The organism is Nocardioides sp. Soil777 (assembly GCF_001428425.1).
In the GTDB taxonomy this organism is placed as follows: Bacteria; Actinomycetota; Actinomycetes; order Propionibacteriales; family Nocardioidaceae; genus Nocardioides; species Nocardioides terrigena.
Map to the genome: position 1 here is coordinate 700,373 of NZ_LMSN01000001.1, position 26,817 is coordinate 727,189.

Annotated in this window: 26 protein-coding genes; 19 read left to right on the forward strand and 7 right to left on the reverse strand. The window is 72.7% G+C overall.

Going from position 1 to position 26,817, the window contains the following annotated elements:
* Positions 1–49 precede the first annotated feature (49 nt).
* Together ASG88_RS03455 and ASG88_RS03460 are read left to right on the forward strand one after the other, a co-directional pair.
* Positions 50–829 (forward strand): exodeoxyribonuclease III, encoded by a 780-nt coding sequence (locus ASG88_RS03455; protein ID WP_056885954.1) that lies wholly within the window; start codon positions 50–52, stop codon positions 827–829.
* 78 nt (positions 830–907) lie between these two features.
* A complete protein-coding gene (locus ASG88_RS03460) occupies positions 908–2,098 on the forward strand; it encodes a DNA recombination protein RmuC (RefSeq protein WP_082599813.1) in 1,191 nt (396 codons plus the stop codon).
* A 10-nt stretch (positions 2,099–2,108) separates the two neighbouring features.
* Here the strand turns inward: ASG88_RS03460 and ASG88_RS03465 are convergent, their stop codons facing one another.
* Positions 2,109–2,786, reverse strand: a complete 678-nt coding sequence (locus tag ASG88_RS03465) for a hypothetical protein (RefSeq protein ID WP_056885955.1) — start codon at positions 2,784–2,786, stop codon at positions 2,109–2,111.
* A 75-nt stretch (positions 2,787–2,861) separates the two neighbouring features.
* On the opposite strand from ASG88_RS03465, the gene ASG88_RS03470 reads away from it, so the two are divergent.
* The 3 genes from ASG88_RS03470 (at position 2,862) to ASG88_RS03480 (ending at position 5,533) form a co-directional block, all read left to right on the forward strand.
* Positions 2,862–3,044: a hypothetical protein gene (locus tag ASG88_RS03470; RefSeq protein WP_056885956.1), complete on the forward strand. Its 183-nt coding sequence runs from the start codon at positions 2,862–2,864 to the stop codon at positions 3,042–3,044.
* A gap of 106 nt (positions 3,045–3,150) precedes the next feature.
* Positions 3,151–3,579, forward strand: coding sequence for a DUF6542 domain-containing protein (locus ASG88_RS03475; protein ID WP_056885957.1), 429 nt, complete (start codon positions 3,151–3,153; stop codon positions 3,577–3,579).
* Between the two features lie 37 nt (positions 3,580–3,616).
* A complete protein-coding gene (locus tag ASG88_RS03480; RefSeq protein WP_056886063.1) occupies positions 3,617–5,533 on the forward strand; it encodes a penicillin-binding transpeptidase domain-containing protein in 1,917 nt (638 codons plus the stop codon).
* A gap of 223 nt (positions 5,534–5,756) precedes the next feature.
* On the opposite strand, the gene ASG88_RS03485 is transcribed toward ASG88_RS03480, so the two are convergent.
* Positions 5,757–6,380 (reverse strand): L-threonylcarbamoyladenylate synthase, encoded by a 624-nt coding sequence (locus ASG88_RS03485; RefSeq protein WP_056885958.1) that lies wholly within the window; start codon positions 6,378–6,380, stop codon positions 5,757–5,759.
* A 19-nt stretch (positions 6,381–6,399) separates the two neighbouring features.
* Positions 6,400–7,401, reverse strand: coding sequence for a 4-hydroxy-3-methylbut-2-enyl diphosphate reductase (locus ASG88_RS03490; RefSeq protein WP_056885959.1), 1,002 nt, complete (start codon positions 7,399–7,401; stop codon positions 6,400–6,402).
* A gap of 63 nt (positions 7,402–7,464) precedes the next feature.
* On the opposite strand from ASG88_RS03490, the gene xseA reads away from it, so the two are divergent.
* Together xseA and ASG88_RS03500 are read left to right on the forward strand one after the other, a co-directional pair.
* Positions 7,465–8,778 carry an exodeoxyribonuclease VII large subunit gene (gene xseA, locus ASG88_RS03495; protein WP_082599814.1) on the forward strand — a complete coding sequence of 438 codons (1,314 nt, stop codon included), beginning with the start codon at positions 7,465–7,467 and terminating at the stop codon, positions 8,776–8,778.
* Positions 8,775–8,996: an exodeoxyribonuclease VII small subunit gene (locus ASG88_RS03500; RefSeq protein WP_056885960.1), complete on the forward strand. Its 222-nt coding sequence runs from the start codon at positions 8,775–8,777 to the stop codon at positions 8,994–8,996. The genes xseA and ASG88_RS03500 overlap by 4 nt, the downstream gene beginning before the upstream one ends.
* Before the next feature lie 5 nt (positions 8,997–9,001).
* Here ASG88_RS03500 and ASG88_RS03505 read toward each other — a convergent pair whose 3' ends face one another.
* A complete protein-coding gene (locus ASG88_RS03505; RefSeq protein WP_157559530.1) occupies positions 9,002–9,637 on the reverse strand; it encodes a DUF4245 domain-containing protein in 636 nt (211 codons plus the stop codon).
* Between the two features lie 87 nt (positions 9,638–9,724).
* On the opposite strand from ASG88_RS03505, the gene ASG88_RS03510 reads away from it, so the two are divergent.
* Genes ASG88_RS03510 through glpX form a run of 6 tightly spaced genes read left to right on the forward strand, consistent with a single transcriptional unit; the run spans position 9,725 to position 14,592 of the window.
* Positions 9,725–10,126 carry a TOBE domain-containing protein gene (locus tag ASG88_RS03510; RefSeq protein WP_056885962.1) on the forward strand — a complete coding sequence of 134 codons (402 nt, stop codon included), beginning with the start codon at positions 9,725–9,727 and terminating at the stop codon, positions 10,124–10,126.
* Positions 10,123–10,935, forward strand: a complete 813-nt coding sequence (locus tag ASG88_RS03515; RefSeq protein ID WP_082599815.1) for a molybdate ABC transporter substrate-binding protein — start codon at positions 10,123–10,125, stop codon at positions 10,933–10,935. Before ASG88_RS03510 ends, ASG88_RS03515 begins: the two co-directional genes overlap by 4 nt.
* A gap of 32 nt (positions 10,936–10,967) precedes the next feature.
* Positions 10,968–11,735, forward strand: a complete 768-nt coding sequence (gene modA, locus ASG88_RS03520) for a molybdate ABC transporter substrate-binding protein (protein ID WP_056885964.1) — start codon at positions 10,968–10,970, stop codon at positions 11,733–11,735.
* Positions 11,732–12,553 carry an ABC transporter permease gene (locus tag ASG88_RS03525; protein ID WP_056885965.1) on the forward strand — a complete coding sequence of 274 codons (822 nt, stop codon included), beginning with the start codon at positions 11,732–11,734 and terminating at the stop codon, positions 12,551–12,553. Before modA ends, ASG88_RS03525 begins: the two co-directional genes overlap by 4 nt.
* Positions 12,554–12,585: 32 nt before the next feature.
* A complete protein-coding gene (locus ASG88_RS03530) occupies positions 12,586–13,569 on the forward strand; it encodes a sulfate/molybdate ABC transporter ATP-binding protein (protein ID WP_056886064.1) in 984 nt (327 codons plus the stop codon).
* 9 nt (positions 13,570–13,578) lie between these two features.
* Positions 13,579–14,592 (forward strand): class II fructose-bisphosphatase, encoded by a 1,014-nt coding sequence (glpX, locus tag ASG88_RS03535; RefSeq protein WP_056885966.1) that lies wholly within the window; start codon positions 13,579–13,581, stop codon positions 14,590–14,592.
* Here glpX and ASG88_RS03540 read toward each other — a convergent pair.
* Positions 14,557–15,384 (reverse strand): alpha/beta fold hydrolase, encoded by an 828-nt coding sequence (locus ASG88_RS03540; protein WP_056885967.1) that lies wholly within the window; start codon positions 15,382–15,384, stop codon positions 14,557–14,559. The two genes, glpX and ASG88_RS03540, sit on opposite strands and share 36 nt — an antisense overlap.
* 112 nt (positions 15,385–15,496) lie before the next feature.
* Here ASG88_RS03540 and ASG88_RS03545 point away from each other — a divergent pair, with 112 nt between their 5' ends.
* The 5 genes from ASG88_RS03545 to ASG88_RS03565 all read left to right on the forward strand — a co-directional run bounded on the left by ASG88_RS03545 (position 15,497) and on the right by ASG88_RS03565 (position 20,936).
* Positions 15,497–16,465, forward strand: coding sequence for an alpha/beta fold hydrolase (locus tag ASG88_RS03545; RefSeq protein ID WP_082599816.1), 969 nt, complete (start codon positions 15,497–15,499; stop codon positions 16,463–16,465).
* Between the two features lie 156 nt (positions 16,466–16,621).
* A complete protein-coding gene (locus ASG88_RS03550) occupies positions 16,622–17,860 on the forward strand; it encodes an extracellular solute-binding protein (protein ID WP_056885968.1) in 1,239 nt (412 codons plus the stop codon).
* Positions 17,857–18,804, forward strand: a complete 948-nt coding sequence (locus tag ASG88_RS03555) for a carbohydrate ABC transporter permease (RefSeq protein ID WP_056885969.1) — start codon at positions 17,857–17,859, stop codon at positions 18,802–18,804. Before ASG88_RS03550 ends, ASG88_RS03555 begins: the two co-directional genes overlap by 4 nt.
* Positions 18,804–19,670 carry a carbohydrate ABC transporter permease gene (locus ASG88_RS03560; RefSeq protein WP_056885970.1) on the forward strand — a complete coding sequence of 289 codons (867 nt, stop codon included), beginning with the start codon at positions 18,804–18,806 and terminating at the stop codon, positions 19,668–19,670. The genes ASG88_RS03555 and ASG88_RS03560 overlap by 1 nt, the downstream gene beginning before the upstream one ends.
* 6 nt (positions 19,671–19,676) lie before the next feature.
* A complete protein-coding gene (locus ASG88_RS03565) occupies positions 19,677–20,936 on the forward strand; it encodes an ABC transporter ATP-binding protein (protein WP_056885971.1) in 1,260 nt (419 codons plus the stop codon).
* Between the two features lie 69 nt (positions 20,937–21,005).
* Here ASG88_RS03565 and ASG88_RS03570 read toward each other — a convergent pair whose 3' ends face one another.
* Complete coding sequence (locus tag ASG88_RS03570) at positions 21,006–21,653, reverse strand: DUF1707 domain-containing protein (RefSeq protein WP_056885972.1); 648 nt, start codon at positions 21,651–21,653, stop codon at positions 21,006–21,008.
* A 9-nt stretch (positions 21,654–21,662) separates the two neighbouring features.
* The gene (locus ASG88_RS03575; RefSeq protein ID WP_056885973.1) at positions 21,663–23,363 is read right to left on the reverse strand and encodes a CapA family protein; all 1,701 of its coding nucleotides are present in this window, start codon (positions 23,361–23,363) and stop codon (positions 21,663–21,665) included.
* 692 nt (positions 23,364–24,055) lie between these two features.
* On the opposite strand from ASG88_RS03575, the gene ASG88_RS24170 reads away from it, so the two are divergent.
* Positions 24,056–26,683: an ATP-binding protein gene (locus ASG88_RS24170; protein WP_414858626.1), complete on the forward strand. Its 2,628-nt coding sequence runs from the start codon at positions 24,056–24,058 to the stop codon at positions 26,681–26,683.
* Positions 26,684–26,817 lie beyond the last annotated feature (134 nt).

Here is a 26,817-nt window from a genome sequence, read left to right on the forward strand (position 1 = left end):
TCTTCAGGCGCCCTCCGGAGGGGTGGGACGCCCTCCCTAAGGTGGGGCGGTGCGCATCGCCACCTGGAACGTCAACTCCCTCCGCTCCCGCATCGACCGCGTCGAGGCCTTCCTCCAACGCCACGAGATCGACGTCCTGGCCCTCCAGGAGACCAAGGCACGGGAGGACCAGCTCCCGCTCATGGGCCTGCAGGCGCTCGGGTACGACGTCGCCGTCGCCGGCACCAACCAGTGGAACGGCGTCGCGCTCATCTCGCGCGTGGGCCTGGACGACGTACGCGTCGGTTTCGACGACATGCCCGGGTACGGCGACCCGCTGGCGGCGGAGTCACGGGCGATCGGGGCCCGCTGCGGCGGCGTCGACATCTGGTCGCTCTACGTCCCCAACGGCCGCAAGCCCGACGACCCGCACTACGTCTACAAGCTCGACTGGCTGGCCCGCCTGCGCGACGCGGCCGGCTCGTGGCTGGACGGCGACACGGCGCTGGTCGGCGACTGGAACATCTGCCCGACCGACGACGACGTCTTCGACCCCGCGCAGTTCGCGAAGTCGACGCACGTGACCCCTCCGGAGCGGGCCGCCTTCCAGGGGTTCCTCGACGACGGGTACGTCGAGGTCACCCGCGAGCACGCTCCGGGCTACACCTACTGGGACTACTACCGCCAGCGCTTCGAGCGCGACCGTGGGCTCAAGATCGACTTCGTCGTCGCCTCGCCCTCGCTGGCCGGGCGGGTGACCGGCGCCTTCATCGACCGCGACGAGCGCGACCCCGCCCAGGGCAGCGGGTCGCCGTCGGACCACGCGCCCGTCGTCGTCGACCTGGACTGATCCCCCTCCGACGCCTCGCGGCGGGGTCGGGACCGTCGGGTCCCCGGCGTTGTCGGTGGCGTGGTCCATGCTCCCCCCATGGACCTCCTGACCACTTCCCTGACCCTGCTCGTGGGCCTGGTGCTCGGCGGCGTGATCGGCCTGCTGTGGGCGCGGTCGCGACCGCAGGACACCGGCCTCGTCGAGGCCCTGGCCGAGCGCGACCGCCGCGAGTCGACCGACCAGGCGCTGGTCCGCGAGGGCCTCATGCGGCTCCACGACCAGCTGCGCGACATCGACCAGTCGCGCGCGTCGTGGCAGGGACAGTTCAGCCAGCAGGTCGCCGACATGCGGCTCACCACCGAGTCACTGCGACGCGAGACCTCCTCGCTGTCCACCGCCCTGCGCAAGCCCCAGGTGCGGGGGCGTTGGGGTGAGATGCACCTGCGCCGGGCGGTGGAGCTCGCCGGGCTCGTCGACCGCTGCGACTTCACCGAGCAGGTCCAGCTCGCCGACGGGGTGCTGCGCCCCGACCTCGTGGTGCACCTGGCCGGCGGCAAGTCGGTCGTGGTCGACGCCAAGGTCCCCCTCGACGCCTTCCTCGACGCGACCGCCTGCGACGACGACGAGCAGCGTGAGGCGCACCTGCGCCGACACGTGCGGCAGCTGCGCACCCACGTCGACCTGCTGGGCGCCAAGGCCTACTGGCGCTCGCTGGGCGAGACCCCCGAGTTCGTGGTGATGTTCGTGCCGGCCGAGGCCTTCCTCGCCGCCGCGCTCGAGACCCAGGGCGACCTCCTGGAGTACGCCGCCACCCGCCAGGTGGTCCTGGCCACCCCCACGACCCTGATCGCGCTGCTGCGCACCGTCGCCCACGGCTGGTCGCACGAGACGCTCGCCACCCAGGCCGCGGAGGTGCAGCGACTCGGCCGCGAGCTGCACGAGCGGCTCGGCACGCTCGGCGGGCACCTCGACAAGGTCGGCCGGTCGCTGGGTGCGGCAGTCGCGTCCTACAACAGTGCCGTCGGCTCGCTGGAGGGACGCGTGCTCGTCACGGCCCGTCGCTTCGGCGAGATGGGCGTGACCAACGACGACCTGCCGTCACCGCGGCAGGTGGAGGACGGTCCGCGGTCGCTGTCGGCTCCCGAGCTCGAGGTGCGCGACTTCGAGGCCCTGGGGGACGTCGCCCGACCGCGCGGTGTGGAGACCCTCTTCGACGGGTCGTTCGGACCCGTCGAGGCAGGCGATGCGACCGACGACGGGCGCGAGGACCGCGCGCGGGGCGCCTGACCCGGCTGTCTCAGCGCCAGCGGTGCCGGCTGCTCGGCGTCGGGTGGTCGTCGGGCACGTCGCCGACCTTGACCTCGACGCCGTACGACCACGGCTCGAGGAGCGGCAGGAAGCTCCCGCTCCAGAACGTGCCGGGGTCGAACCACTGCGCCCGCCGGTCGTCGGCGACGATCCCCATCTCCTGCATGGTCAGCGCGACCACCTCCGCGCAGAAGGCCGCCTCCGGGCGCACCTTCTCGCCCCGCTTGCGACGCGCGACGTAGGCGTCGCGGCCCCGCAGCCAGCGCTTCGCCAGCTGGGTCGTCCTGGGGAAGGACACCCCGTCGAGGCGGGCGATGGCACGCAGCAGCGCGTCCTCCTCGGCAGCGCCGACCTCCGGGCTGACCTGCCGCAACCATGCCTGCTGGCCGTACTTCTCCTGCCACTGCCCGACGGCCGCTCGCAGGTCGTGCAGCTGGACGCCGCGGTGGTGGCCACCGGACCAGACGTCCGGGAGCGACTTGCCCAGCTCGGCGTGCCACATCAAGGGCGGCAGGTCGTCGATGACCACGGCCATGCCGACGTGGTTGACCGGTGCGTTGGTGAGGGTCTGGATGGCCCGGTCGGCGGCCGTCCGCCCGCGGAAGAGCCACAGGTCCCCGGTCCGGGTCAGGTCGGCCGCCGCGTCGAGGGTGAGGTGCTCGGGCATGGGCGACAGTCTGGACCACGGCACGGGTCCGGCGTCGGACCTCCACGACGTACGCCGGATCGCTAGCCTGCTCCCATGGCACACGCGTGGTGGAAGTGGCTGGGGCTGGCCGGCGTCGTGGGGGTCGCCGTCAGCGGAGCGGCAGTGGCCCGGCAGGAGCGCGAGCGTCGCGCCTACACACCGGACGAGGTGCGCGACCGGCTGCACGCGCGCCATGCGGCCTCCGAGGCCGAGCAGTCCGACGAGGACGGGACGTAGTCCCGGCGCCGGCAGCACACGAGCCCCGCCGCCGCTTGCGGCAAGGGGGACCCTGCTCCCGGCGCGGCTCCACCGCGGGGCGACACGCCCGGCCTACGGTGACCGCGTGAGCCAGACGAGGGCCCAGCCGGGCTCGTGGTGGACCGAGGGCATCGAGCCGGGCCGGCAGGCCGTGGCGCTCGGCGTGGCCGTCGCGCTCACCGTGGTGGTCATCAACCTGCTGCTGGTGGGCGAGCTGAGCCTGTTCTTCGACCTGTGCTTCGTGGTGATCTGTCTCGGGCTGGCCGTGGTCGTGCAGCCCCGCGACTTCTTCGCCGTCGGCGTGCTGCCCCCGCTGATCATGGTCGCGATCTTCACCCTGCTCGGGTCGGTCGCCCCGGCCACCGTGGCCGACGCCGGCGACGGTGTCCCCCAGGCGGTGCTCTCCGGCCTGGCCCACCACAGCACCGCCCTCGTCACCGGCTACGTCCTGTGCCTCGGCACCCTGGCCCTGCGTCGACGCACCCTCGCCCGCGACGCGCGGGTCGAGCACTGACCGGCTCGACGCCCGCCCCTTTGGCACGATCATGACCATGCGCCGACCACGCCTGCGTCGACCGACCGCTGCCGCCACCGCAGGACGACCGCCAGCACGGCGGCCCGTGCGCCGCGCCGCGCTCGCGACAGCTCTGCTCCTGCTGCCGCTCGCCGCGTGCCAGGGAGGCGAGCCCCCCGACGGGTCCTTCGACGCACTCGCCACCGGACTCGCGGCCCGGGACCTGAGCGGCGTACCCCTCGACGACCCGACCGCGACCGACCAGCTCGCCGCCATCTGGGCCGCCGTCCCGGAGGACCAGTCCGTCACGGTGGAAGCCGGCGAGGTGACCACCGAGGACGACACGGCGTCCGCGACCCTCGCCTGGTCGTGGCAGCTCGACGGGGCGGAGTGGAGCTACGAGACCCCCGTCGAGGCGAGCCGGGTCGAGGACGCCTGGCAGGTCTCCTGGACCCCCGCCCTGGTCGCCCCGGACCTCGCCGAGGGCGAGGCGCTCGCGATCGACAGCCTCACGCCCGAGCGCGGCCAGGTGCTCGGGGCGGGCGACGTCACGATCGTCGGCCCGCGACCCGTCGTCCGGCTCGGGCTCGACAAGACGCAGGCCGAGCCGGGCGAGTGGGCGGCGTCGGCGCGCTCCATCGCCCGCGCGCTCGACCTCGGCGTCGCCGACTACGTCGCCCGGGTCGAGGCCGCCGGTGAGAAGGCGTTCGTGGAGGCCCTCGTCCTGCGGGCGGAGGACGCAGCCACGACCCTGTCCCCCGCGTACGGCGACATCCCGGGCGCCGCCCGCCTCGAGGACACGGTGCCGCTGGCCCCGACGCGCGAGTTCGCCGCGCCGATCCTCGGCACGGTGGGCGAGGCCACCCAGGAGGCCGTCGAGGGCTCGGACGGGGAGATCGTCCCCGGCGACATCGTCGGCCTGTCCGGGCTCCAGGCCAGGTACGACGACCAGCTGCGCGGCACCTCCGGCGTCCGGGTCAGCGCCACCGGGGGCGAGGCCGACCGCACGCTCTTCGAGCAGGCACCCACCGCTGGTCAGCCGCTGCGCCTCACCCTCGACCCGGCTCTCCAGCAGAAGGCCGAGCAGGCCCTGGCCGGCACCGGGCCGGTGAGCGCCCTCGTCGCGATCCGTCCCTCCAGCGGCGACATCCTCGCGGCGGCCAACGGGCCCGGCAACGACGGCCTCAACGCCGCGACGTTCGGGCAGTACGCCCCCGGCTCGACCTTCAAGGTGGTGAGCTCCCTGGCGCTCCTGAGGGCCGGGCTCACTCCCGAGTCGCCGGTCGCGTGCGACGCGACCACGGTGGTCGACGGCAAGACCTTCAAGAACTACGACGACTACCCCGCCTCGGGTATCGGCCGGATCACCCTGCGGCAGGCCGTCGCCAACTCGTGCAACACCGCCTTCATCTCCGAGCGCGAGCGGCTCGACGACGGCGACCTCGCCGAGGCGGCCGGCTCGCTGGGCCTGGGGATCGACCGCGACCTCGGCTTCCCGGCGTACTTCGGCCAGGTGCCCCCGCCCGAGAGCGAGACCGGCAAGGCCGCCGACCTGATCGGGCAGGGCACGGTGCTGGCCTCCCCGATGGCGATGGCCGCCGTCGCCGCGTCGGTGAGCGCCGGCACGACCGTCACCCCGCGCCTCGTGCTCGACCACCAGGTCCCGGACGCCGCCGAGCCGACCCCGCTCGCTCCCCGGGAGGCCGAGCAGCTCCGGGGACTGATGCGGGCCGTGGTGACCGACGGCTCGGGGAGCTTCCTGGCGGGACTGCCCGGCGAGGTCGGCGCCAAGACCGGCACCGCCGAGTACGGCAGTCCGGACGCGTCGGGCTCGCTGCCGACGCACACCTGGATGATCGCGACCCAGGGCGACCTCGCCGTCGCGGTCTTCGTGGAGACCGGGGTCTCGGGCTCGCAGACGGCCGGGCCGTTGCTGGAGCAGTTCTTGCGCTGACGCCACCAGCTTTCCTGCGCACCTGCGCAGCTCCCAGCACCGCCGTCACCGGCTTGCCTGCGCACCTGCGCAGCTCCCAGCACCGCCATCACCTGCGCACCTGCGCAAGCAACGACCGCTTGCCCGTCGTCGGAGCTGCGCACCTGCGCAGGCAACTACCTCGGACCGACCGCCAGGGCTGCGCAGATGCGCAACCTCCGGCGGCGGCGACCCAACGGCCGGCTCAGACCTCGAAGCGCGAGGCGTCCCCTGCGCCGTGCCGGACCACCTCGGGCGCGCCCTCGGACCAGTCGATCACGGTCGTGGGCTGCGCGGACGTCTCGCCGGCCTCGATCACGATGTCGACGACGTGGTCGAGGTCCTCCTTGATCTCCCAGCCCATGGTGCGCGCCTCCTCCTCACCGGGGAGGATCAGGGTGCTGGTCAGGATCGGCTCGCCGAGCTCCTCGAGGATCGCGCAGACCAGCACGTGGTCGGGGATCCGCACGCCGACGGTGCGCTTCTTGGGGTGCATCAACCGCTTGGGCACCTCGCCGGTCGCCGGCAGGATGAAGGTGTAGGGACCGGGCGTGGCCGCCTTGATCGCCCGGAACGCCGCGTTGTCGACGTGCACGAACTGACCGAGCTGGGCGAAGTCCTTGCACATCAGCGTGAAGTGGTGACGCTCGTCGAGGTCGCGGATCCGCAGGATCCGGTCACGGCCCTCCCGGTTGCCGAGCCGTGCGCCGAGTGCGTAGCCGGAGTCGGTCGGGTAGGCGATCAGCTGGTCGTCGCGCAGCGCCTCGACCACCTGCGTGACCAGGCGCGGCTGCGGGTTGTCGGGGTGGATGTCCAGATAGCGCGCCACGTTCCCCAGCCCTTCCGGGTCAGCCCTGGGCCTGTGCCGCACGCATGTCGCGGCGCAGCTCGGGCGGGAGGGCGAAGATGAGCGACTCCTCGGCCGTGTGGACGGCCCGGGCCGCGGGATAGCCACGCTCGGACAGGTAGGCCAGCACGCCGTCCACGAGCGCCTCGGGCACCGAGGCACCCGAGGTCACCGAGACGGTGTCCACGCCCTCGAGCCAGGCCTCGTCGATCTCCGAGGCGTCGTCCACGCGGTAGGACGCCCTGGCACCGGCCTCGAGCGCGACCTCGACGAGTCGCACCGAGTTGGAGGAGTTGCCGGAGCCGACCACGATCACCAGGTCCGCGTCCTGGGCGATCTCCTTGACCGCGAGCTGGCGGTTCTGGGTCGCGTAGCAGATGTCGTCGCTGGGCGGGTCGAGCAGCAGCGGGAACTTCTCCCGGATCGCCGCGACGGTCTCGAGGGTCTCGTCGACCGACAGCGTCGTCTGGGACAGCCAGGCGACCTTGGCCGGGTCGCGCACCTCGATGTGGGCCACGTCCGCGGGCGACTGGACGAGCTGGATGTGCTCCGGCGCCTCGCCGGCCGTGCCCTCGACCTCCTCGTGGCCCTCGTGGCCGATGAGGAGGATGTCGTAGTCGTCACCGGCGAATCGCTTGGCCTCGTGGTGGACCTTGGTCACCAGCGGGCAGGTCGCGTCGATGGTCTTGAGCCCTCGCTCCTGCGCCTCGGCGTGCACCGCTGGGGAGACGCCGTGGGCGGAGAACACCACGGTCCGGCCCTCGGGGACCTCGGTGAGCTCCTCGACGAAGATCGCCCCGCGTGACTCCAGGTCGGCGACCACGTGCTTGTTGTGCACGATCTGCTTGCGGACGTAGACCGGGGCGCCGTACAGGTCCAGTGCCTTCTCCACGGTGATGACCGCGCGGTCGACGCCGGCGCAGTAGCCGCGCGGCGCAGCCAGCAGGACGTTCTTGGCGGCCTCGGGGTCGAGGACCGGGGGCAGGCCGAGGTCGGTGCTCATGTCGCGAGTCTAGGAGCCGAGCGTGCAGGTCGCACTGTCGGCGCCGTCGCCTAGGGTCACTGCGTGGCCACCCTCCGCGACGCGACGCTCGAGTCACCGGCACCCGTGCGTGCCGTGGCCAACGCCGTCAGCCAGTGGATCGACCGGCTCGGGGCCGTCTGGGTGGAGGGTCAGATCGCCCAGGTCAACCGCCGCCCCGGCGTCAACACGGTCTTCATGACCCTGCGCGACCCCATCGCCGACATCTCGGTGACGCTCACCTGCCAGCGCACCCTCTTCGACTCCCTCAACCCGCCGCTCGTCGAGGGCGCCGGCGTGGTCGTGCACGCGAGGCCGTCCTTCTACGCCAACCGCGGCAGCTTCTCGCTCTACGCGCGCGACATCCGGATGGTCGGCCTGGGCGAGCTGCTCGCCCGCATCGAGCGACGGCGCCAGCTGCTGGCCGCCGAGGGACTCTTCGCCCCCGAGCTCAAGCGGGACCTCCCCTTCCTGCCCGGGCGCGTCGGGCTGGTCACCGCCCCCGGCAGCGCCGCCGAGCGCGACGTCGTCGACAACGCCCGGCGGCGTTGGGCGGCGGTCGACATCGTCACGGCGTACGCCGCGATGCAGGGTCCGCGGTCGGCGAGCGAGGTGATCGAGGCGCTGGAGCGTCTTGATGCCGACCCCAGCGTCGACGTGATCGTCATCGCCCGGGGCGGCGGCTCGGTCGAGGACCTGTTGCCGTTCTCCGACGAGGCCCTCCTGCGGGCGGTCCACCGCGCCCGCACTCCCGTCGTGTCGGCGATCGGCCACGAGCAGGACGCCCCCCTCCTCGACCTCGCCGCCGACGTGCGCGCCTCGACCCCCACCGACGCGGCCAAGCTGCTCGTCCCCGACATGGCCGAGGAGCTGGCCGGGGTCACCTGGGCCCGCGACCGCGTCCGAGCCGTCACGTCACGGATCATCGACCGGGAGCAGGAGCGTCTCGACCAGCTCCGCTCACGGCCGGTGATGGCAGACCCGCGCACGTTGCTCGGCGCCCGCGCCGACGAGCTCGACCAGCTCCTCGAGCGGGCCCGGCGCACCCTCGGGCACCGCCTCGACCGGGCGGCCGACGACATCGGGCACCAGCGCGCCCGGGCTCGGGCGCTCTCTCCGCTGGCCACCCTCCAGCGCGGCTACGCCGTGCTCCAGGACGCCGACGGCCACGTCGTCACCTCGGTCGCCGCGACCACCACCGGCGCGTCCGTGACCATCCGGGTGGCCGACGGCCGGGTGCTGGCCACCACGACCGGCACCGAGCGCGACCCGGCCACGGCCGGCACCAGCACGGACACCAGCAGCGAGACCAGCGACGACACGAGCACCGACACGAGCAGCGAAGGAACCCCCCGATGACTGACTCCCCCGCCGAGCAGGACACCCCGACCTACGAGGCCGCCCGCGAGGAGCTCATCGAGGTCGTGCGCACCCTCGAGGCCGGTGGCACCACGCTCGAGGAGTCCCTGGCGCTGTGGGAGCGCGGCGAGCGGCTCGCTCAGGTGTGCCAGGCGTGGCTCGACGGCGCCCGCCAGCGCCTCGACGCGGTCATCGAGGGCAGCGACGCGACCGCATAGGCGCGTCAGCGCTGCAGGAGCGCGATGAGCTCTTCGAGGTCCTCGGCCGGGGCCGAGCCGTAGACGAGCACCGTCTCGTCGCCGAGCTCCGCGGCGTACCCCGTGTCCCCGCCCTCGTCGCTCCACGTGGTCCAGGTGTCGGCCAGGTCGCTGGCGACGGTCACCTCGTCGCCCTCGACCGCGTCCTCGTCGAGCGCCACCGCCGCCATGTCGTCGGCCGACTCCTCCTCCTGCCGGATGCCCACGAAGCGGCCGTCGTCGGTCAGCATCCCCATGGTCCACGCGGGCGACTCGTCCCGGGTCAGGTCGACGCTGGTGGCGCGCCAGCCCTCGGGGAGCTCGCGCGGGTGCGCGAGGGCCATCCCCGCGTCGGCCGCGGCGCCGACCGCGTCCAGGTAGTCGACCGGCGGCACCTCGGTCTCGACCTGGTCGCGCGTGAAGCCGCGCAGGGCGACGAAGCCCAGGATCACGAGCAGCGTGATGAGCATCGCCCCGATCATCCCGGCCATCGAGCGCTGGTGGCGCGAGGGCGCACCCCCGGGCGGCGGTCCGCCCGGTGCGGAGTCACTGGCTCCGGGGGCACTGGCTCCGGGGGCACCGGGTCCGGGGGCGCTGGGTGGGTTGACGCCGGCTTCGCTCACGCCCCGATCCTCCCGCACGACCCCAGCGGCACCGCATCCACCCGGTGGCGGTCGGTCCGCCCGGACCCATGGGAGACAATCCCCCTCATGACGACCTACCGCCTCGCCGAGGCCGCCGAGGTGCTCGGCGTCAGCGACGACACCCTGCGTCGATGGGTCGACGCCGGCCGCCTGCCGGCGGTGCGCGGGGACGGTCGTACGCCGACCACGATCCGGGGCACGGACCTCGCCGCCCTGGCCGAGTCCCTGGTCGACGAGCCCGACCGCGAGCAGACCCGGGCCAGCTCCGTGAGCGCCCGCAACCGGCTCGGCGGCATCGTCACCCGGGTCAAGAAGGACCGGGTCATGGCGCAGGTGGAGATGGTCTGCGGGTCGCACCGGATGGTCTCCCTCATGAGCGCCGACGCCGCCGACGAGCTCGGCCTCGAGGCCGGCGTGCGCGCGGTCGCGTCCGTCAAGTCGACCAACGTCGTGGTGGAGGTCCCGTGAGGCGACCCTCCAGGGCCGTGCTCGTCGCCGGCCTGGCCGTCGCCCTCGTCGTCGTCGTGGTGGCCGTCGTGGCCGTGGTGCGCTCGGTCTCCGGGCCGGAGAAGACGATCGAGGTGTCTGCGGACTCCTCGCTCCGCCACGCGTTCGCCGCTCTCGGGGAGGCCTTCGAGGAGGAGAACGATGTCGCCGTGGACCTCACGGTCGGCTCCACCGTCAGCCTGACGGCGCCACTGGCGAACAGGTACGCCGCGGACGGCGCCGACCTCGGAGCGACTCCCGACGTCTTCGTTGCTGCGGACCCGATCACCCTGTACTCGATCGACTACCTCCTCACGGGAGAGCCGGCGGTCATCGCGGAGGACCGTCTCGTCATCGCTGTGCCCGCCGGCAACCCGGGTGAGGTCTCCGGGGTCGAGGACCTCACGGAGGTCGACGTGGCCGCCTGTGTCGTGGACGAGCCCTGCGGTCGGGCAGCAGACGCGGCGCTCGCCTCGGCCGGGATCGAGCTCGACGGTCCGCGGAGCGCCGACTCCGCCTCGACCCTGGAGGCCGTCACCGACGGGTCCGCGGAGGCCGGCCTCGTGCTCGCCTCCGAGGCGAGCGGTGCCGGCAGCAAGGTCGAGACCATCGAGCTGCCCTGGGCGGAGGACCGCGTCACCTTCCCCAGCATCTCCCTCCTGACGGGGGCTCCCGACCCCGAGGAGGGTCAGGCGTTCATCGACTTCGTGCTCAGCGAGGACGGGCAGGACATCCTGGAGGAGCACGGCTTCCGCAGCGCGGAGAATCCGCACCTGCAGCCCGAGGGCTGACATCTCGACCGCACGTGCGGCACACTCTGCGCATGACGCCTCTCCGAGCTGCGCCCCTGGCGGCGCTCGCCCTCACCCTGGTGCTCACCGCCTGCGGAGGCGACGGCACGGGCGGGCGTGACGACGAGCCGCAGCTCACCGTCCTCGCCGCGGCCTCGCTCACCGACGTCTTCACCGAGCTGGGCGAGACGTTCGAGGGGGACCAGCAGGTCGAGGTGACCTTCAGCCTCGGCAGCAGCACCGACCTCGCGCAGCAGGCTGCCGACGGGGCCCCGGGCGACGTGCTGGCCACGGCCGACACCACCTCGATGGCGATCGCCGACGATGCGGGTGTCGCCGGCGACGTGGTCGACTTCGCCGGCAACGTCCTGGTCCTCGTGACCCGGCCCGGCAACCCGCAGGGCATCGAGTCGCTCGACGACCTCGCGGGCGTCTCCTGGGTGCGCTGCGCCGACGAGGTGCCGTGCGGCCGGGTCGCGGTCGACCTCCTCGACGCGGAGGGCGTGACCGCCGATCCCGTGAGCCTCGAGGACGACGTCCGCGCGACCCTCGACAAGGTCACCTCCGGCGAGGTCGACGCCGGCCTGGTCTACGCCACCGATGCGGTGGCCGCGGGTGATGCGGTCACGACCGTGGAGGTCCCCGAGGCCGCGGACGTGCCCACGACGTACGCCGTCGCGGCACTGGAGCAGAGCGCCGACGGCGAGCTGGCACAGGCCTGGATCGACCTCCTGGTCTCCGACGACGGACGACGGGTGCTCGAGGACGCCGGGTTCACCGTCCCCGCGCAGCCGCAGTGAGGGGCCGTGGGAGGGGCGACCCGCTGGGGCGCCCGCCGCTGGTGCTGGTGCTGCCGGCCGCGCTCGCGGTCCTCCTGCTCGTCGTGCCGCTCGTCGCCATGGTCGCGGAGACCGACTGGGCCACGCTGCCGTCCGAGCTGGCGTCCGAGCCCCTGCGCGACGCCCTGTGGCTCAGCATCGTCACGTCGACCGCGGCGATGGTCGTCTGCCTGGTCCTCGGCCTGCCCGTGGCGTGGATCCTCGCCCGCGTCGCGTTCCGCGGCCGCGGCGTGCTCCGCGCCCTGGTCACCGTCCCGCTGGTGCTGCCACCGGTCGTGGCGGGCATCGCCCTGCGCAACGCCTTCGGTCGCACCGGAGTCATCGGCGAGCCGCTCCTGGAGTGGACGGGCTTCGCCTTCCCCTTCACCACGTGGGGGGTCGTGCTGGCCCACGTCTTCGTGTCGTTGCCCTTCGTGGTGATCGCGATCGAGGGCGCGCTGCGCTCCGCCGATCCGGTGTACGACGCCGCCGCGGCCACCCTGGGCGCCACCCGGTGGACAGCCTTCCGGCGGGTGACCGTGCCCCTGGCGATGCCGGGCATCCTGGCCGGGATGGTGCTCGGCTGGTCCCGCTCGCTGGGCGAGTTCGGTGCCACGATCACCTTCAACGGCAACTACCCCGGCACCACCCAGACGATGCCCACCCTCATCTACGTCACCCGGCAGTCCGACCAGGACGCCGCACAGGCGCTCAGCCTGGTCATGCTCGTGATGTCCATCGCCGTGCTGCTCCTGCTTCGCGACCGCTGGCTCGGCGAACGATCGCTGGTGACGCCGTGAGTGCGGATGACACCGTGGGCGCAGGTGACGACGTGAGCGCACCCACCGGTCTCGACGTCGACCTGGAGGTCCCGGGTCGGGTGCGGGCGGCTCTCACCGGTCGTCCCGGCCAGGTCATCGCGCTGATCGGCCCCAACGGCGCCGGCAAGAGCAGCCTGGTCCACGCCCTCGCCGGCCTGGCACGCGCCGAGGGGCGCGCCGACCTCGACGGGGTCGACCTGCTGCCGCGGTCCGCGCGCGAGCGCGAGGTGGGCCTGGTGTTCCAGGACCGGGCCCTCTTCCCCCACCTGAGCGCCCGCGACAACGTCGCCTTCGGCCCCCGGGCCCGCGGCGTGTCCCGCCGGGAGGCCCGGGAGCGCGCCGACCACTGGCTGGCGCGGATGGGACTCGCGGAGCTCGCCGACCGGCGGCCCGGCCGGCTGTCCGGCGGCCAGGCGCAGCGGGTGGCCATCGCCCGGGCCCTGGCCACCGAGCCCCGCCTGCTGCTGCTGGACGAGCCGATGGCCGGGCTCGACGTCACCGTCGCGATGGCGCTGCGGGTGGAGCTGGCCCGGCACCTGCGTGACTACGACGGCGTGACGCTGCTGGTCACCCACGACGCCATCGACGCCCTCACGCTCGCCGACCACGTGGTCGTGCTCGACGAGGGGCGGGTCGCCCAGCAGGGCCGGCCCGAGGACGTGGCCGCGCACCCGCGCACCGCACACGTGGCCCGCCTCGTCGGGCTCAACGTGCTCCGCGAGGGCGACGAGTTCAGGTCGTTCCGTCCCCGTGACGTCACGGTCAGCCTGCGACGACCCGAGGGCTCGGCCCGCCTGGCCTGGTCCGGGCCCGTGTCCAGCGCGCAGCAGCACGGCGACGCCGTACGCCTGCTCGTCGACACCACGCCCCCGCTCCTCGCGGACGTCACCCCCCATGCGGCGACCGAGCTGGGCCTGGCGCCGGGCCGCGAGGTGTGGCTGTCGGTCAAGGCGACGGCCGTGAGCCGGTACGGCGACGTCGTCGCAGGCCGCTAGCATGCGCCCATGACCCCGAGCGAGACCGCCGTGCCGAAGCCCGACCGCAACCTCGCCCTCGAGCTGGTGCGGGTCACCGAGGCCGCCGCGATGGCGGCCGGCCGCTGGGTGGGACGCGGGGACAAGAACGACGCCGACGGTGTCGCCGTCAACGCGATGCGGGTGATGATCTCGACCATCGGCATGCGCGGGACCGTGGTGATCGGCGAGGGCGAGAAGGACAACGCCCCCATGCTCTACAACGGCGAGCAGGTCGGTGACGGCACCGGCCCCGAGTGCGACGTCGCGGTCGACCCGATCGACGGCACCACCCTGACGGCCAAGGGCATGAACAACGCGATCGCGGTGCTCGCGGTCGCGCCCCGCGGCACGATGTACGACCCCTCCGCCGTGTTCTACATGGAGAAGCTCGTCACCGGCCCCGAGGCCGCCGACGTGGTCGACATCCGCCTGCCCGTCGCCGAGAACATCAGCCGGGTGGCCAAGGCCAAGAACAGCTCCGTCCACGACGTCACGGTCGTGCTGCTCGACCGCCCCCGGCACGCCGGGCTCGTCGACGAGATCCGCCAGACCGGGGCCCGCATCAAGTTCATCGAGGACGGTGACGTCGCCGGCGCGATCATGGCCGCGCGTCCCGACACCGGCATCGACCTGCTGCTCGGCATCGGCGGCACCCCCGAGGGGATCATCGCGGCCTGCGCGATGAAGAGCCTCGGTGGCGTCATCCAGGGCCGACTGTGGCCCCAGGACGACGACGAGCGCCAGAAGGCCCTCGACGCCGGCCACGACCTCGACCCCGACTTCGTGCTGAGCACCGACCAGCTGGTCACGGGCGACGACTGCTTCTTCGTCGCGACGGGCATCACCGACGGCGAGCTGATGCGCGGCGTCCGCTACCGGGCCGACGGCGCCACGACCGACTCGCTGGTCATGCGCTCGCGCAGCGGCACGATCCGTCGCATCACCTCGGAGCACCAGCTCTCGAAGCTACGCGATTTCTCCGCGATCGACTTCGACAACTGACGCTCCGGGCCGCAGGCCCCGCACGACCTCCGCGAGGACACGCGGGTCGATGGCCATGCCCACGTGCGAGGCCCTCACCTCGACGGGCAGGGCACCGGGGTCGAGGCACGCCCGCCAGTCCACGATGCCGTCGCGCCGGCTGTAGATCGCGGTGAAGTCCACGCCCGCCGGCATCGGTGCCCGGCCCTCGTCGAAGCTCCGCCGTGCGCACGCGCCCGCCACGCAGTCCTCGGACATCAGGCCCGGGACGCCCGCGCGGCTGAGCCGCACGAGCACGGCGACGCTGGCCGAGAGGCTCACGTGGTGGGCCCCGGGCGCCAGCACCGGGCTGCCGAGCGTGACCAGGCCGGACACCAGGTCGGGGCGCCGGGCCGCGACCCCGCGGGCGAGCATCCCCCCGAGGCTGTGCCCGACGATGCGCACCCGCGACCCGCGCCGCTGGGCGATCGACTCGAGACGGGTCTCGAGCTGCGCGGCGGCGTCGAGCGTGCAGCCGACGTTGGCGTGGATCTGGGAGCGGTAGGCGCGGAACCCCTGCTGCACCAGCGCGCGGCGCATCAGGCCGAGGGTGCCGTCGCCGGCCATGAAGCCCGGCACCAGCAGCACCGGGTCGTCGGTGCGCGGGACCGCGCGGGCGGAGTACGGCGGCGTACGACGACCGCGCTGGCCCACCGCGGCGAGCGCGTAGCGACCGGCCTCGCCGACGACCCTGCCCTCGCCGAGCACCGCCCGGGCCAGGGGGCGGTCGAAGCCCTCCGGCCGCAGGAAGTCGGCGAGTGTGGTCGTGGTCACAATCAACAAACGTAGCGGTGGGTCGGCCCGAACCCGCGGATCTGGCACGCAATTCGCCCACCTGGGGGTGGACGCCCTCGTCCCGCGTCGCCCCCTCCTGTTGACTGGGGGCATGTCCAGCGCACGCCCCTCCTCCTCGGGCCAGCCCTCCGGATCGCCCGACCAGCCCGCCGAGGTCGTCGTGTCCGAGGAGCTCTTCGCGCCGGTGAGCCCGGGCATCGAGCTCTGCTACCAGACCTTCGGCTCGCCCGACGACGACCCGCTGCTGCTGGTGATGGGACTCGGCGGCCCGATGACGTGGTGGGACGCGGACCTGTGCGAGCGGCTCGCGCGGGCAGGCTTCTTCGTGGTCCGCTACGACAACCGCGACACCGGTCGCTCGACGAAGGTCCGGGCCCGGGTGCGCCGCACCCAGCTCGTCCGCGCCTTCACCACCGGGCGGGCGCGGGCGCCGTACTCCCTCGACGACATGGCCCGCGACGGCCTCGCCCTGCTCGACCACCTGGGCATCGGGGCGGCGCACGTGGCCGGGGTGTCGATGGGCGGCATGATCGTCCAGACGATGGCCGTGCTGGCGCCGACGCGGGTGCTGTCGATGACGAGCATCATGTCCACGACCGGACGCCGCACGGTCGGCTGGCAGAGCCCGTCGCTGCTGCCGATGCTCGTCGCACCCCGCAAGCCGGGCCGCGAGGCCTACGTGCAGTCGAGCGCCGCGATGTGGAAGGTGATCGGCTCCCCCGGCTTCCCCTCCGACGCGGAGACCCGGCGACGTCGTGCGGAGGAGACCTTCGACCGCGGCTTCTCGGCGAGCGGCGTGATGCGCCAGATGCTCGCCATCGTCACGCAGCCCAACCGCACCGTGCCGCTGCGTTCACTGGGCATCCCCGCGATGGTCATCCACGGACTAGCCGACAAGATGGTGCACGTGTCCGGTGGACGCGCGACCGCCTCGGCCGTGCCCGGCACCGAGCTGCTGCTCATCGACGGCATGGGCCACGACATGCCGGCCCAGCTCTTCGACACGTTCGTCGAGGCGATCCGGCGCACGGCGGACCGCTCCGCGGACCACGCGGGCTGAATCCCCTACCACGTGGGGCCTCCCGTCCCACACAGGTGGTTCCGCCTTGCCAAACGTCGCCACAGGGACTAGACGTGACCTACACCACAGACAGGGGAGGAACGCATGCACCGTCCCTCACGGCGCCGTATGAGGCGTCGGGCACCACGAAAGGCCGTGGCGGTCGCTGCCGCGATCGTCTGCACCGCCTCGCTAGCCGCCTGCTCGGGCGACGACGGCGGGACGCCCGAGCTCATCTGGTACATCAACCCCGACGCAGGCGGCCAGGAGGCAGTGGCCGAGGCCTGCAGCAACGACGACTACACGATCTCCGTGCAGGTCCTGCCGCAGGACTCCAGCCAGCAACGCATCCAGCTGGCCCGTCGGCTCGCCGCCGGTGACCCGGCCATCGACCTGATGAGCCTCGACCCGCCCTTCACGGCGGAGTTCGCCAACGCCGGCTACCTGGCCGAGATCCCGCAGGAGATGCAGGACGCGTTCCGGGAGCAGGCCTTCGAGAGCGCAGCCACCGCGGCCACGTGGGAGGACGAGCTGGTGGTCGCGCCGTTCTGGTCCAACACGCAGGTGCTGTGGTACCGCAAGTCCTTCGTGGAGAAGGCCGGCATCGACATGGAGCAGCCGGTCAGCTGGGACCAGATCATCCAGGCCGCCAGCGACAACGACGGCACGATCGGGGTCCAGGCCAACAAGTACGAGGGCTACTCGGTGTGGATCAACGCGCTGATCTCGGGCGCCGGCGGCGACATCGCCACCGAGACCGAGAAGGGCGTCGATGCCCAGATCGACATCGCCTCGGACGCCGGTCTGGAGGCCGCCCGGGTGATCGAGGAGCTGGCCGCGTCGGACGCCGCGCCCCCCGACCTCTCCGTGTCCAACGAGGGCACGGCCGGCGCCACGTTCGGCGGGGACCAGGGTTCGTTCCTGGTCAACTGGACCTACATCTGGGGCAACTACGGCGACGACCGGCTCGGTGACGACATCGGCTTCGCCCGTTACCCCCAGACCGTCGAGGGCGAGGAGTCACGCCCGCCGTACGGCGGGATCGGGATCGGCGTGAGCTCGGCGTCGGACAACGAGGAGGAGGCCGTCGCGGCGCTCGAGTGCCTCACCAGCCCCGAGAACCAGGGCCTGAACGCCGAGCTCACGGGCAACATGCCCTCCAGCGAGGCGGGCTACGAGGTGCAGGCCGTCAAGGACCTGTTCCCGCCCGAGCTCATCGCGCTCTTCCAGGAGTCCCTGGAGGCGGCCGCACCGCGCACGGTCTCGCCCTACTGGAGCGACATGTCGGGCGCCATCCAGAGCACCTGGCACCCGCCGTCGGCGGTCGACCAGGAGACCCCGGAGCAGTCCAGGAGCTTCATCGAGGAAATCCTGAAGGGAGAGTCGCTGCTATGAGCACCGCCGTCGCACCCGACTCCAAGAAGGCCACCAACAAGGCCACCAAGGCTCCCACCAGCGATCGCTCGACCGCCGAGAACCGGCTCGGGCTGAGGCTCGTCGCACCGGCGGTCGTCATGATGCTCCTGGTGACCGCATGGCCGATGCTCCAGGCCCTGTACCTCTCGCTCTTCCGGTACCGGCTCACGAACCCGGACGACCGGGAGTTCGTGGGGATCAGCAACTACACGACGGTCCTGACCGACCAGCTCTTCTGGCGCGACACGTGGAACACCGTGCTCATCATGGTGGTCACGGTCGCGGTCGAGCTGGTCATCGGCTTCGCCTTCGCCATGGTGATGCACAAGATCGTGTTCGCCCGGGGTGCGATCCGCACCTCGATCCTCATCCCCTACGGCATCATCACCGTGGTCTCGGCGTACGCCTGGCAGTTCGCCTTCTCGCTCAGCAACGGCTACGTCAACGGGTGGCTGCCGTTCGTCGGCGATGACTTCAACTGGTTCGGCGACCACTGGCCGGCGATGTTCGCGATCATGGTCTCCGAGATCTGGAAGACCACCCCGTTCATGGCGCTCCTGCTGCTCGCCGGCCTCTCCCAGGTCTCCGAGGACATGCTGGAGGCCGCCCAGGTCGACGGTGCCACCTGGTGGCAACGGTTGTGGAAGGTGATCCTGCCCAACATGCGGGCGGCGATCATGGTCGCGGTGCTCTTCCGGGCCCTCGACGCCTACCGCATCTTCGACAACATCTACGTGATGACCCGCGGCGCCCAGGACACCGAGTCGATCTCCTTCCTGACCTACCGTCAGGTGATCGACCAGATGCAGCTCGGGATGGGCTCGGCCCTCTCGGTGCTGCTGTTCCTCTCGGTGCTGCTCCTGGCGTTCGGCATCGTCAAGCTCTTCAAGGTTGATCTGGCACAGGCGAGGGGTGAGGGCTGATGAACGAGACCCGGAACAAGATCGGCACCTGGGTGGGCTTCGTGTTCATCCTCGTGTGGTGCCTCCTGCCGGTCGTGTGGATGATCTCGCTGTCCTTCAAGGGCCCGACCGAGACCGGGGCGGGGAGCCCGCAGTTCCTGCCGGACGACCCCACGTTCGAGAACTACAAGGCGCTCTGGGACTGGCCGTTCATCGGCGCCGATCCCACCGGGGTGGAGAAGGACTTCCAACAGGCACTGATCAACTCGTTCGGCATCTCGATGATCGCCACGGTCCTGTCGGTGATCCTCGCCACCTTGGCGGCGTACGCCATCGCCCGCCTCGAGTTCAAGGGCAAGCGGATCGTGCTCTCGCTCGCGCTCGCGATCGCGATGTTCCCGGTGGTGGCGCTGGTGGGCCCGTTGTTCGACCTGTGGCGCACCATCGGCATCTTCGACACGTGGCTCGGCCTGATCATCCCGTACATGTCGTTCACGCTGCCGCTGGCGATCTGGACCCTGTCGGCCTTCTTCCGCGAGATCCCGTGGGAGATGGAGCAGGCGGCCCAGGTCGACGGCGCCACCTCGTGGCAGGCGTTCCGCAAGGTGATCGTCCCGCTCGCAGCACCCGGTGTCTTCACCGCTGCGATCCTGACGTTCTTCTTCGCGTGGAACGAGTTCGTCCTGGCGATCTCGCTCACGTCCACCACCCAGTCCCGCACGGTCCCGGCGCAGCTGTCGTTCTTCGTGGGGCCCGACCCGTTCAACCCGCCGTACGGGCAACTGGCCACCGCCTCGGTGCTGGTCACGATCCCGATCATCGTCATCGTCCTGCTGTTCCAGCGAAAGATCGTCGCCGGGCTCACCTCCGGCGCAGTGAAGGGTTGATCTCACATGGCTGCCATTGACATCAAGAACATCGTCAAGAAGTACGGCGACGGCTTCCCCGCCGTCAACGACATCAGCATCGACATCGCCGACGGGGAGTTCATGATCCTCGTCGGCCCGTCGGGATGCGGGAAGTCGACCCTGCTGCGGATGATCGTGGGCCTCGAGGACATCACCTCGGGCGACATGATGATCGGCGACAAGCGGGTCAACGACCTCGCTCCCCGCGATCGCAACCTGGCGATGGTCTTCCAGAACTACGCGCTCTACCCGCACCTCACCGTCTACGAGAACATCGCGTTCCCGCTGCGGCTGGCCGGCGCCTCGAACGACGAGGTGGACAAGAAGGTCCGCGACGCGTCCAAGACGCTGGAGCTCGACGAGCACCTCGAGCGCAAGCCCGGCAACCTGTCGGGTGGTCAGCGGCAGCGCGTTGCCATGGGCCGCGCGATCGTGCGCGACGCGGACGCGTTCCTCTTCGACGAGCCGCTCTCCAACCTCGACGCCAAGCTGCGTGGCCAGATGCGCACCGAGATCGCCCGGCTGCAGAAGCGGCTGGGGATCACCACGGTCTACGTCACCCACGACCAGACCGAGGCCATGACGCTGGGCGACCGGGTCGCGGTGCTCAAGCGGGGCGTGCTCCAGCAGCTCGCCACCCCGCGCGAGCTCTACACCAACCCGGGCAACCTGTTCGTGGCCGGCTTCATCGGCTCGCCACCGATGAACTTCGTGCCCGCGGAGGTCGACGGCACCTCGGTCAAGATGCCCTTCGGCACCGTCGAGCTCCCCGCCGAGAAGACCAGGAACGCCCAGGGCAAGGGGCTGCTCATCGCCGGCATCCGGCCCGAGCACTTCGAGGACGCGTCGGTCAAGGAGGACGTGTCCGCGGGCTCGACGTTCCGGGCCAAGGTGGACGTGGTCGAGTGGCTCGGCAACGAGGCCTACGCCTACATCCCGTTCGAGGCGCCTCCGGAGGTGCAGAAGCAGCTCACTGACCTGGAGAGGGAGCTCGACGGCGACCAGATGCGCACCCAGCTCGTGGTGTCGCTCGACGGGGCCAGCCGGATCGCCGAGGGCGACGAGGCCGAGATCTGGGTGGACGCGAGCAAGATCCACCTCTTCGACCCGACCACCGGCGAGAACCTCACCGTCGACGAGTCGCGGGCGGGCCGGATCCCGGAGCGCGAGGACCCGAAGGCGAAGGCGCAGGCCGAGAAGATGGCCGACCGGGGCGAGGAGGTCCACTCCGCCGAGGAGGCCTGACCTCCCGCACGCCGTACGACGACGAGGCCCGCCCCGACACCCCCGGGGCGGGCCTCGTCGCGTGCAGGGTCAGTAGGTGCCCATGATCCGGCGCGGCGTCCCGGGGGGCGGCAGCCGCACCACCTGCACCGACCCCATCAGGGCCAGGCCCCGCACCCGGATGGTCGGCGAGTCGGGACCGAGGTCGGCCGCCACCTTGTCCTTGCCCTGCCCGTAGTCGCCCAGGATCGGCGTACCCTCGACGACGGCGTGCATGTGGGCGGGGATCAGGATCTTGACGTCGCCCATGATGGCGCTGGCGTTGATGATCGTCTCCCGGGCGGACAGCACCGCCTGCCGCAGGTCGAGGGTGATGCTGCCCATCAGCGAGAACGCCGCGTGGTGGGCCGGGACGTGCCACACGCCGCGGCGCTTGCAGTCGCCCATGATCGCCGTCGAGGACGCGTGGCCGACCGCGGGGACGCCACCCGCGCGGGACACCGGCGAGCTCGGTGGCGGGGCCGGGTGCGCGGCGTGCAGGTCGGCGGTGATCGGGACCAGGTCGGCGTACGTCTTGGCGGCGAAGGTCAGCTCGAGGCGCTCGTCGAGCTCGTCGAGGTCGAGGCGTCCCTCCCCCGCGGCCTCGCGCAGCACCTCGGCCACCCGGTGCCGGTCGGCGTCCGAGATGCGCATCCGGCTCGGGTCCCCCGGGACGTTCGTCCCCTCCAGCTCACCCATGACGGCACCCTACCGAGCGTCGGAGGCGGCGAAGTGCTGGTAGTCCTTGGACGACAGCCAGTAGCCACCCCACTGCCAGCCGATGCGGGCGAAGGCAGAGACCACGGGGTCCGACGCGTGGATCACGCCCGCCGTGACGGGGGCGCTGCCCGCGCGGTCGACGCGGGCGAAGCCCCGTCCCGACGGCGGATCGATGGACCCGGGCCGCACGTAGGGGTTCTGGATCGGGTTGATGTCGATCGCGGCGCCGTAGGCGTGGTCGGACCAGGTGGTCTGTCCGGCGACCCGGCGGCAGTTGAAGCCCGACGTGTTGTTGGCCGCCATCGAGCGGTCGTCGTCACCGCCGTAGTCGTCCACGAGGCGCATGCGCCGGATCGGGAACCCCACGTCGTACAGGCGACCGAAGGCGAGCGTCACGTCGCGGGCGTACCGGCGGTGCACGACCATCTCCCCGGTGCGGGCGACGCCGTCGAAGTCGCGGTGGGTCATCCGGAGGTAGCGCAGGTCGCGCAACGGCACCGGGCAGCCCGGGCCGTGGCTGGTGCTCATCCGCTCGGCCAGGGTCGCGCCGATGCGGCGCACCGAGGAGGTGTACGCCGGGTCGTCGGCCTGGTCGCCCCCGCGCTCGGATGCCAGGCCGGTGCAGCGCTGGAGGTCCGCCCACCGGTTGACCGCGGCACCCCGGGCCGGTCCGGCCACCGGTCGCGGCCGCCCGCCGGCGGCGATCCGGGCGGGTGTCCAGGAGTCGTCGACGACCCCGTCACGGTCCACGCTCACGGACAGCACCCCGGTGTCCGGCTGCCGGTTGTGGTACCAGACGAAGTTGCCCAACCCGTAGCCGACGTAGGTGTCCCCCGACCAGCCCGCACCGCCCAGGACGTGGGAGTGGCTCCCCACCACGACGTCGGCCCCGGCCTCGGCGAGCTGGCGGCCGAGGAGGCGCTGCTTCTGCGTGGGGCAGGACTGCCGCTCGCGGCCCCAGTGCAGGTAGACGACCACGACGTCGTCGACCTCGGCGGCCGAGCGGACCGCCTCGAGGAGCGCCGCCGGGCGGGCCCGGCGCGCGGCGGCCACGCCCGGGCTGTCGGGACCGGCCGCCCACACGTCGCTGCTGCCCTCCCGGAACACCGAGTCGGCGGCGAGGAAGGCCACGTCGATCCCGTCCCTCGTGACGCGGTGGGGCGTGAGCGCCTCTGCCTCGTCGCGACCGATGCCGATCACCTCCACGTCCGCGTCCCGGGCCGCGGCCAGGGTGTCGGCGAGGCCCACCGCGCCGTAGTCGCCCACGTGGTTGTTGGCGACGCTGACCACGTCGACCCCGGCAGCGGCGAGGACGTCGAGCGCCCGGGGCGACGTACGGAAGTGGTAGCGGTTGTCCGGGTCCTCGAGCTCCTTGGGGTCGCGCTGGCCCCGCACGGTGACCGGGCTCTCGAGGTTGAGCATGGCCAGGTCCGCCTCGCGGAGGGTCGCGGCGATCGGCCCCAGGGCACCACGGGACCGGTCGAGCAGGCGGGTGAGGTGTGCCTCGAAGTGCACGTCCCCGGCGAAGGCGAGGGTGATCACGCCGGACTCCTCGTCCAGGATCGCCGCCTCCTGCGCGGTCGGCTCCGGTGTGGGTGCCGGCGACGGCTCGGGGGTCGCCTCCGTGCACGAGCTCAGGGCGAGGCCCAGCACCAGCAGCACCGCGGTCCCCGCCGTCCGTCCACCCACGTCCGCTCCCCGTCCGTCTCCCCGTGCCGCCGATTGTTGCTCAGGGGTGGGAACGGCGCGTCGTCGCGAGTTGTTCAACGTGCGGACGCGGTGCACGTCGGTGCGCGCTTCCCCGTGGACAGCGCCGTGGACATCCTGGTGGACAGCACGGGGGTCGCGGTGGAGTCTGGAGCCCGGGTCTCGGGTCCCCGGCGGACGGAGACGACGTGAGCGCACTTGCCCGGCCCGAGCTGGCGCCCGGACCCCACCGCGACCTCGTCGACGCCCTCCACGACCTCCACCACCGCGCCGGCTGGCCCTCCCTGCGCACCCTCGCCCGCGAGACCGGCGTCTCCCACACCACNCACCGCGACCTCGTCGACGCCCTCCACGACCTCCACCACCGCGCCGGCTGGCCCTCCCTGCGCACCCTCGCCCGCGAGACCGGCGTCTCCCACACCACCGTCTCCCATGCCTTCTCCTCACCCAGGATCCCCACCTGGGGCACCCTCGAGCTCCTCGTCGAAGCCATGGACGGCGACACCACCACCTTCCACGACCTCTGGCTCACCGCCACCACTCCCCACGACCACACCCGACCACCCACCCCCCGCATCGCCGGCCGCAAGCCCGAGCTCACCGCCGTACGACGCCACCTCGAGTCCGGCACCGGACTCCTCCTCGTCACCGGNACCCGACCACCCACCCCCCGCATCGCCGGCCGCAAGCCCGAGCTCACCGCCGTACGACGCCACCTCGAGTCCGGCACCGGACTCCTCCTCGTCACCGGCGAGGCCGGCATCGGCAAGACCCGGCTCGTCGGCACCGCTGTCGGGTCGTCGGCCCCCGTCGTGCTGACCGGCCACTGCCTCCCGCTGTCCTCCGAGGTGCCGCTGCTGCCCGTGGTCGACGTGCTGCGCCAGGCTGCCTCGCACGGCGGCGGAAGATGGTGGCGCGACGCCATGGCCTCCGCTCCGGCGTACGTGCCGGGTGTCCTGGGTGCCCTTCTCCCCGAGCTGGATGCCGCCGGCCCGCCGGACGACTCCGTCGGGCGGCACCTGCTCACCCCCGCCGTGGGCGTCGCCCTCACGGTGCTCGCGGCCCAGCGACCGACGGCCGTCCTCCTGGAGGACCTGCACTGGGCCGACGCGGCGACCCTCGACCTGCTCACCCAGCTCCTGTCACGAGGCCTGGACGTCCCGGTGGTCGGCACGTGGCGGACACACGACCCGACGACGGCTCCCCCGGTCGTGCAGTGGTTCGGGAACGTACGGCGCGGAGCGGACGTCACGGTGCTCGACCTGCACCCGCTGAGCGCCGCCGAGACGGCCGAGCAGCTGATGATGCTCGGCCTCGACCCGACGTCCGACCGGGTCGCCGAGATCCACGCGCGCACCGCCGGCCAGCCGCTCTTCACCGAGCAGCTGGCCGCCCACCGGGACGACGGGACCACCCTGCCCCGCTTCCTGACCGATCTCCTGGACCAGCGGTTCGCCGCCATCGAGGACGACGCGTGGCTCGTCGCCCGGGCACTGGGCACGGCGGACCGGTCGCTGCCCCCCGCGCACCTCGAGGTCGTCACCGGCCTCGCCGGCGACCGGCTCGTAGGCGCCCTGCGCGAGCTGCGGCGGCGACACCTGGTGCGCTCCGACCTCGACCGCGCGCAGCTCCGGCACCCCCTCCTGGCCGAGGCCATCCGCCGCAGGCTCGTCCCGGGCGAGGCAGTGGGGGTCCACCGGGCCCTGGCCGTCGCCCTCGGGGCCGAACCCGACGCGGCACCCGCCGAGGTGGCCAACCACTGGCAGGCAGCGGGTGACGATCGCCAGGAGCTCACGTGGCGCATCCGGGCGGCCCGCGCGGCCCGCGAACGCTTCTCGGTGCACGAGAGCGCCCGGCAGTGGGTCCGGGTCGTCGAGGCGTGGCCGCCCGGGACCTCGGAGGCAGGGGATCCGTCCCTGAGCCATGCCGAGGCACTGATCCGGGCCGTCGAGGCCCTGTCCATGGTCGACGTGGTGGCTGCCCACGACCTCTGCCCGCGCGCCCTCGAGGCGGTGCCCGGAGCCGGTCCCCTGGTCGCCGCGGAGATCCTCATCATCGTGGCCAACCTGGAGTCGGACGTCCGGGGTGTCAGTGACGAGAGCCTCGAGATGGCGGCCCGGGCCGTGGAGATCCTGGAGCGCGACGGTCCGAGCCTGGTGCTCGCGGACGCGCTGCTCCGCCGGGCCACGATGCTGTTCAACGCCGGACGGCTCGACGAGGCCGCGCGGACCTCGGCCCGGGTCGTCGACGTCTGCCGGCAGATCGACGAGCCGAGCTTCCTCATGCTCGCGCTGTCCCGGCGCGGGTGGTACCACCTCGCGCTGGGCGACGTGGGGGCGTCGCGACGGTGCTTCGAGGAGGCCCGCTCCATCGATCCGGAGCACTGCGACCCCTACGACCTGGTCGAGCTGGCGACCAACCACACCGACCTGCTGCTGCAGACCGGCGCCGGCGCGGACGAGGTGGTGGCCGCGGCGGCGGAGGCGCTGCAGACCGCCGACGAGTACGGCCTCGACACGTTCATCGTCGGCATGCTCATCGCCAACGTCGGCCAGGCACTGCGCGAGGCCGGACGGGTGGGCGAGGCGGCCCGCCTGGTCCTGCCGGCGTCGGAGGACGCACCCGGGGCCGACCGCTGGCCGATCCACATCGAGCGGGTCAACGTGGAGTCCGCCCTCGGCAACGCGGCCGCCGCGCTCGGGCGCGCGTCCCTGCTGAAGGACCTCCGCGTCACCTCCGGCGCGCACCGCACCTACCTCTCGCGCTGCTACGCCGAGGCGCACCTCTGGGCGGGCCAGCCGGGCGCGGCGCTGGCCGAGCTGCTGCCCACCCTGGAGCGCGCCGTCACCCGCGAGGACTCGATGCTCTTCGCCCTGGCCCTGACGACCGCGGCCCGGGCGGGCGCCGACGAGGCCGCGGCCGGGGGCCGGCCGGTGGAGGCTCCCGAGCGGCACGCGCTCGCCGCCCGGTTGCACCGACTGCACGGCGCCTGCTCCCGCGACCCGTTCGGTCCGCACCCGATGATCGGCCACGGCGCCGCCGCACGCGCCCTGTGGTGTGCCGAGATCCGCAGGCTGGAGGGCCGGGAGTCCCTCGACCTGTGGACCGGTGCCGCCGTCGAGTGGGACCGGCTCACCCGCCCGCACGACGCGGCGTACTGCCGCTGGCGCGGAGCCCGGCTCGCCCTGCGACAGGGGGACGTCACCGCCGCTCGCGGGCTCCTCGACCGCGCTGCCGTCGACGCCCGCGAGCACGTCCCCCTCCACCGTGCCATCGCCAGCACCAGGGCTGGTCACCCATGAGCGCACTCCCCCGCCCCGAGCTGGCGCCCGGACCGCACCGCGACCTCGTCGACGCCCTCCACGACCTCCACCACCGCGCCGGCTGGCCCTCCCTGCGCACCCTCGCCCGCGAGACCGGCGTCTCCCACACCACC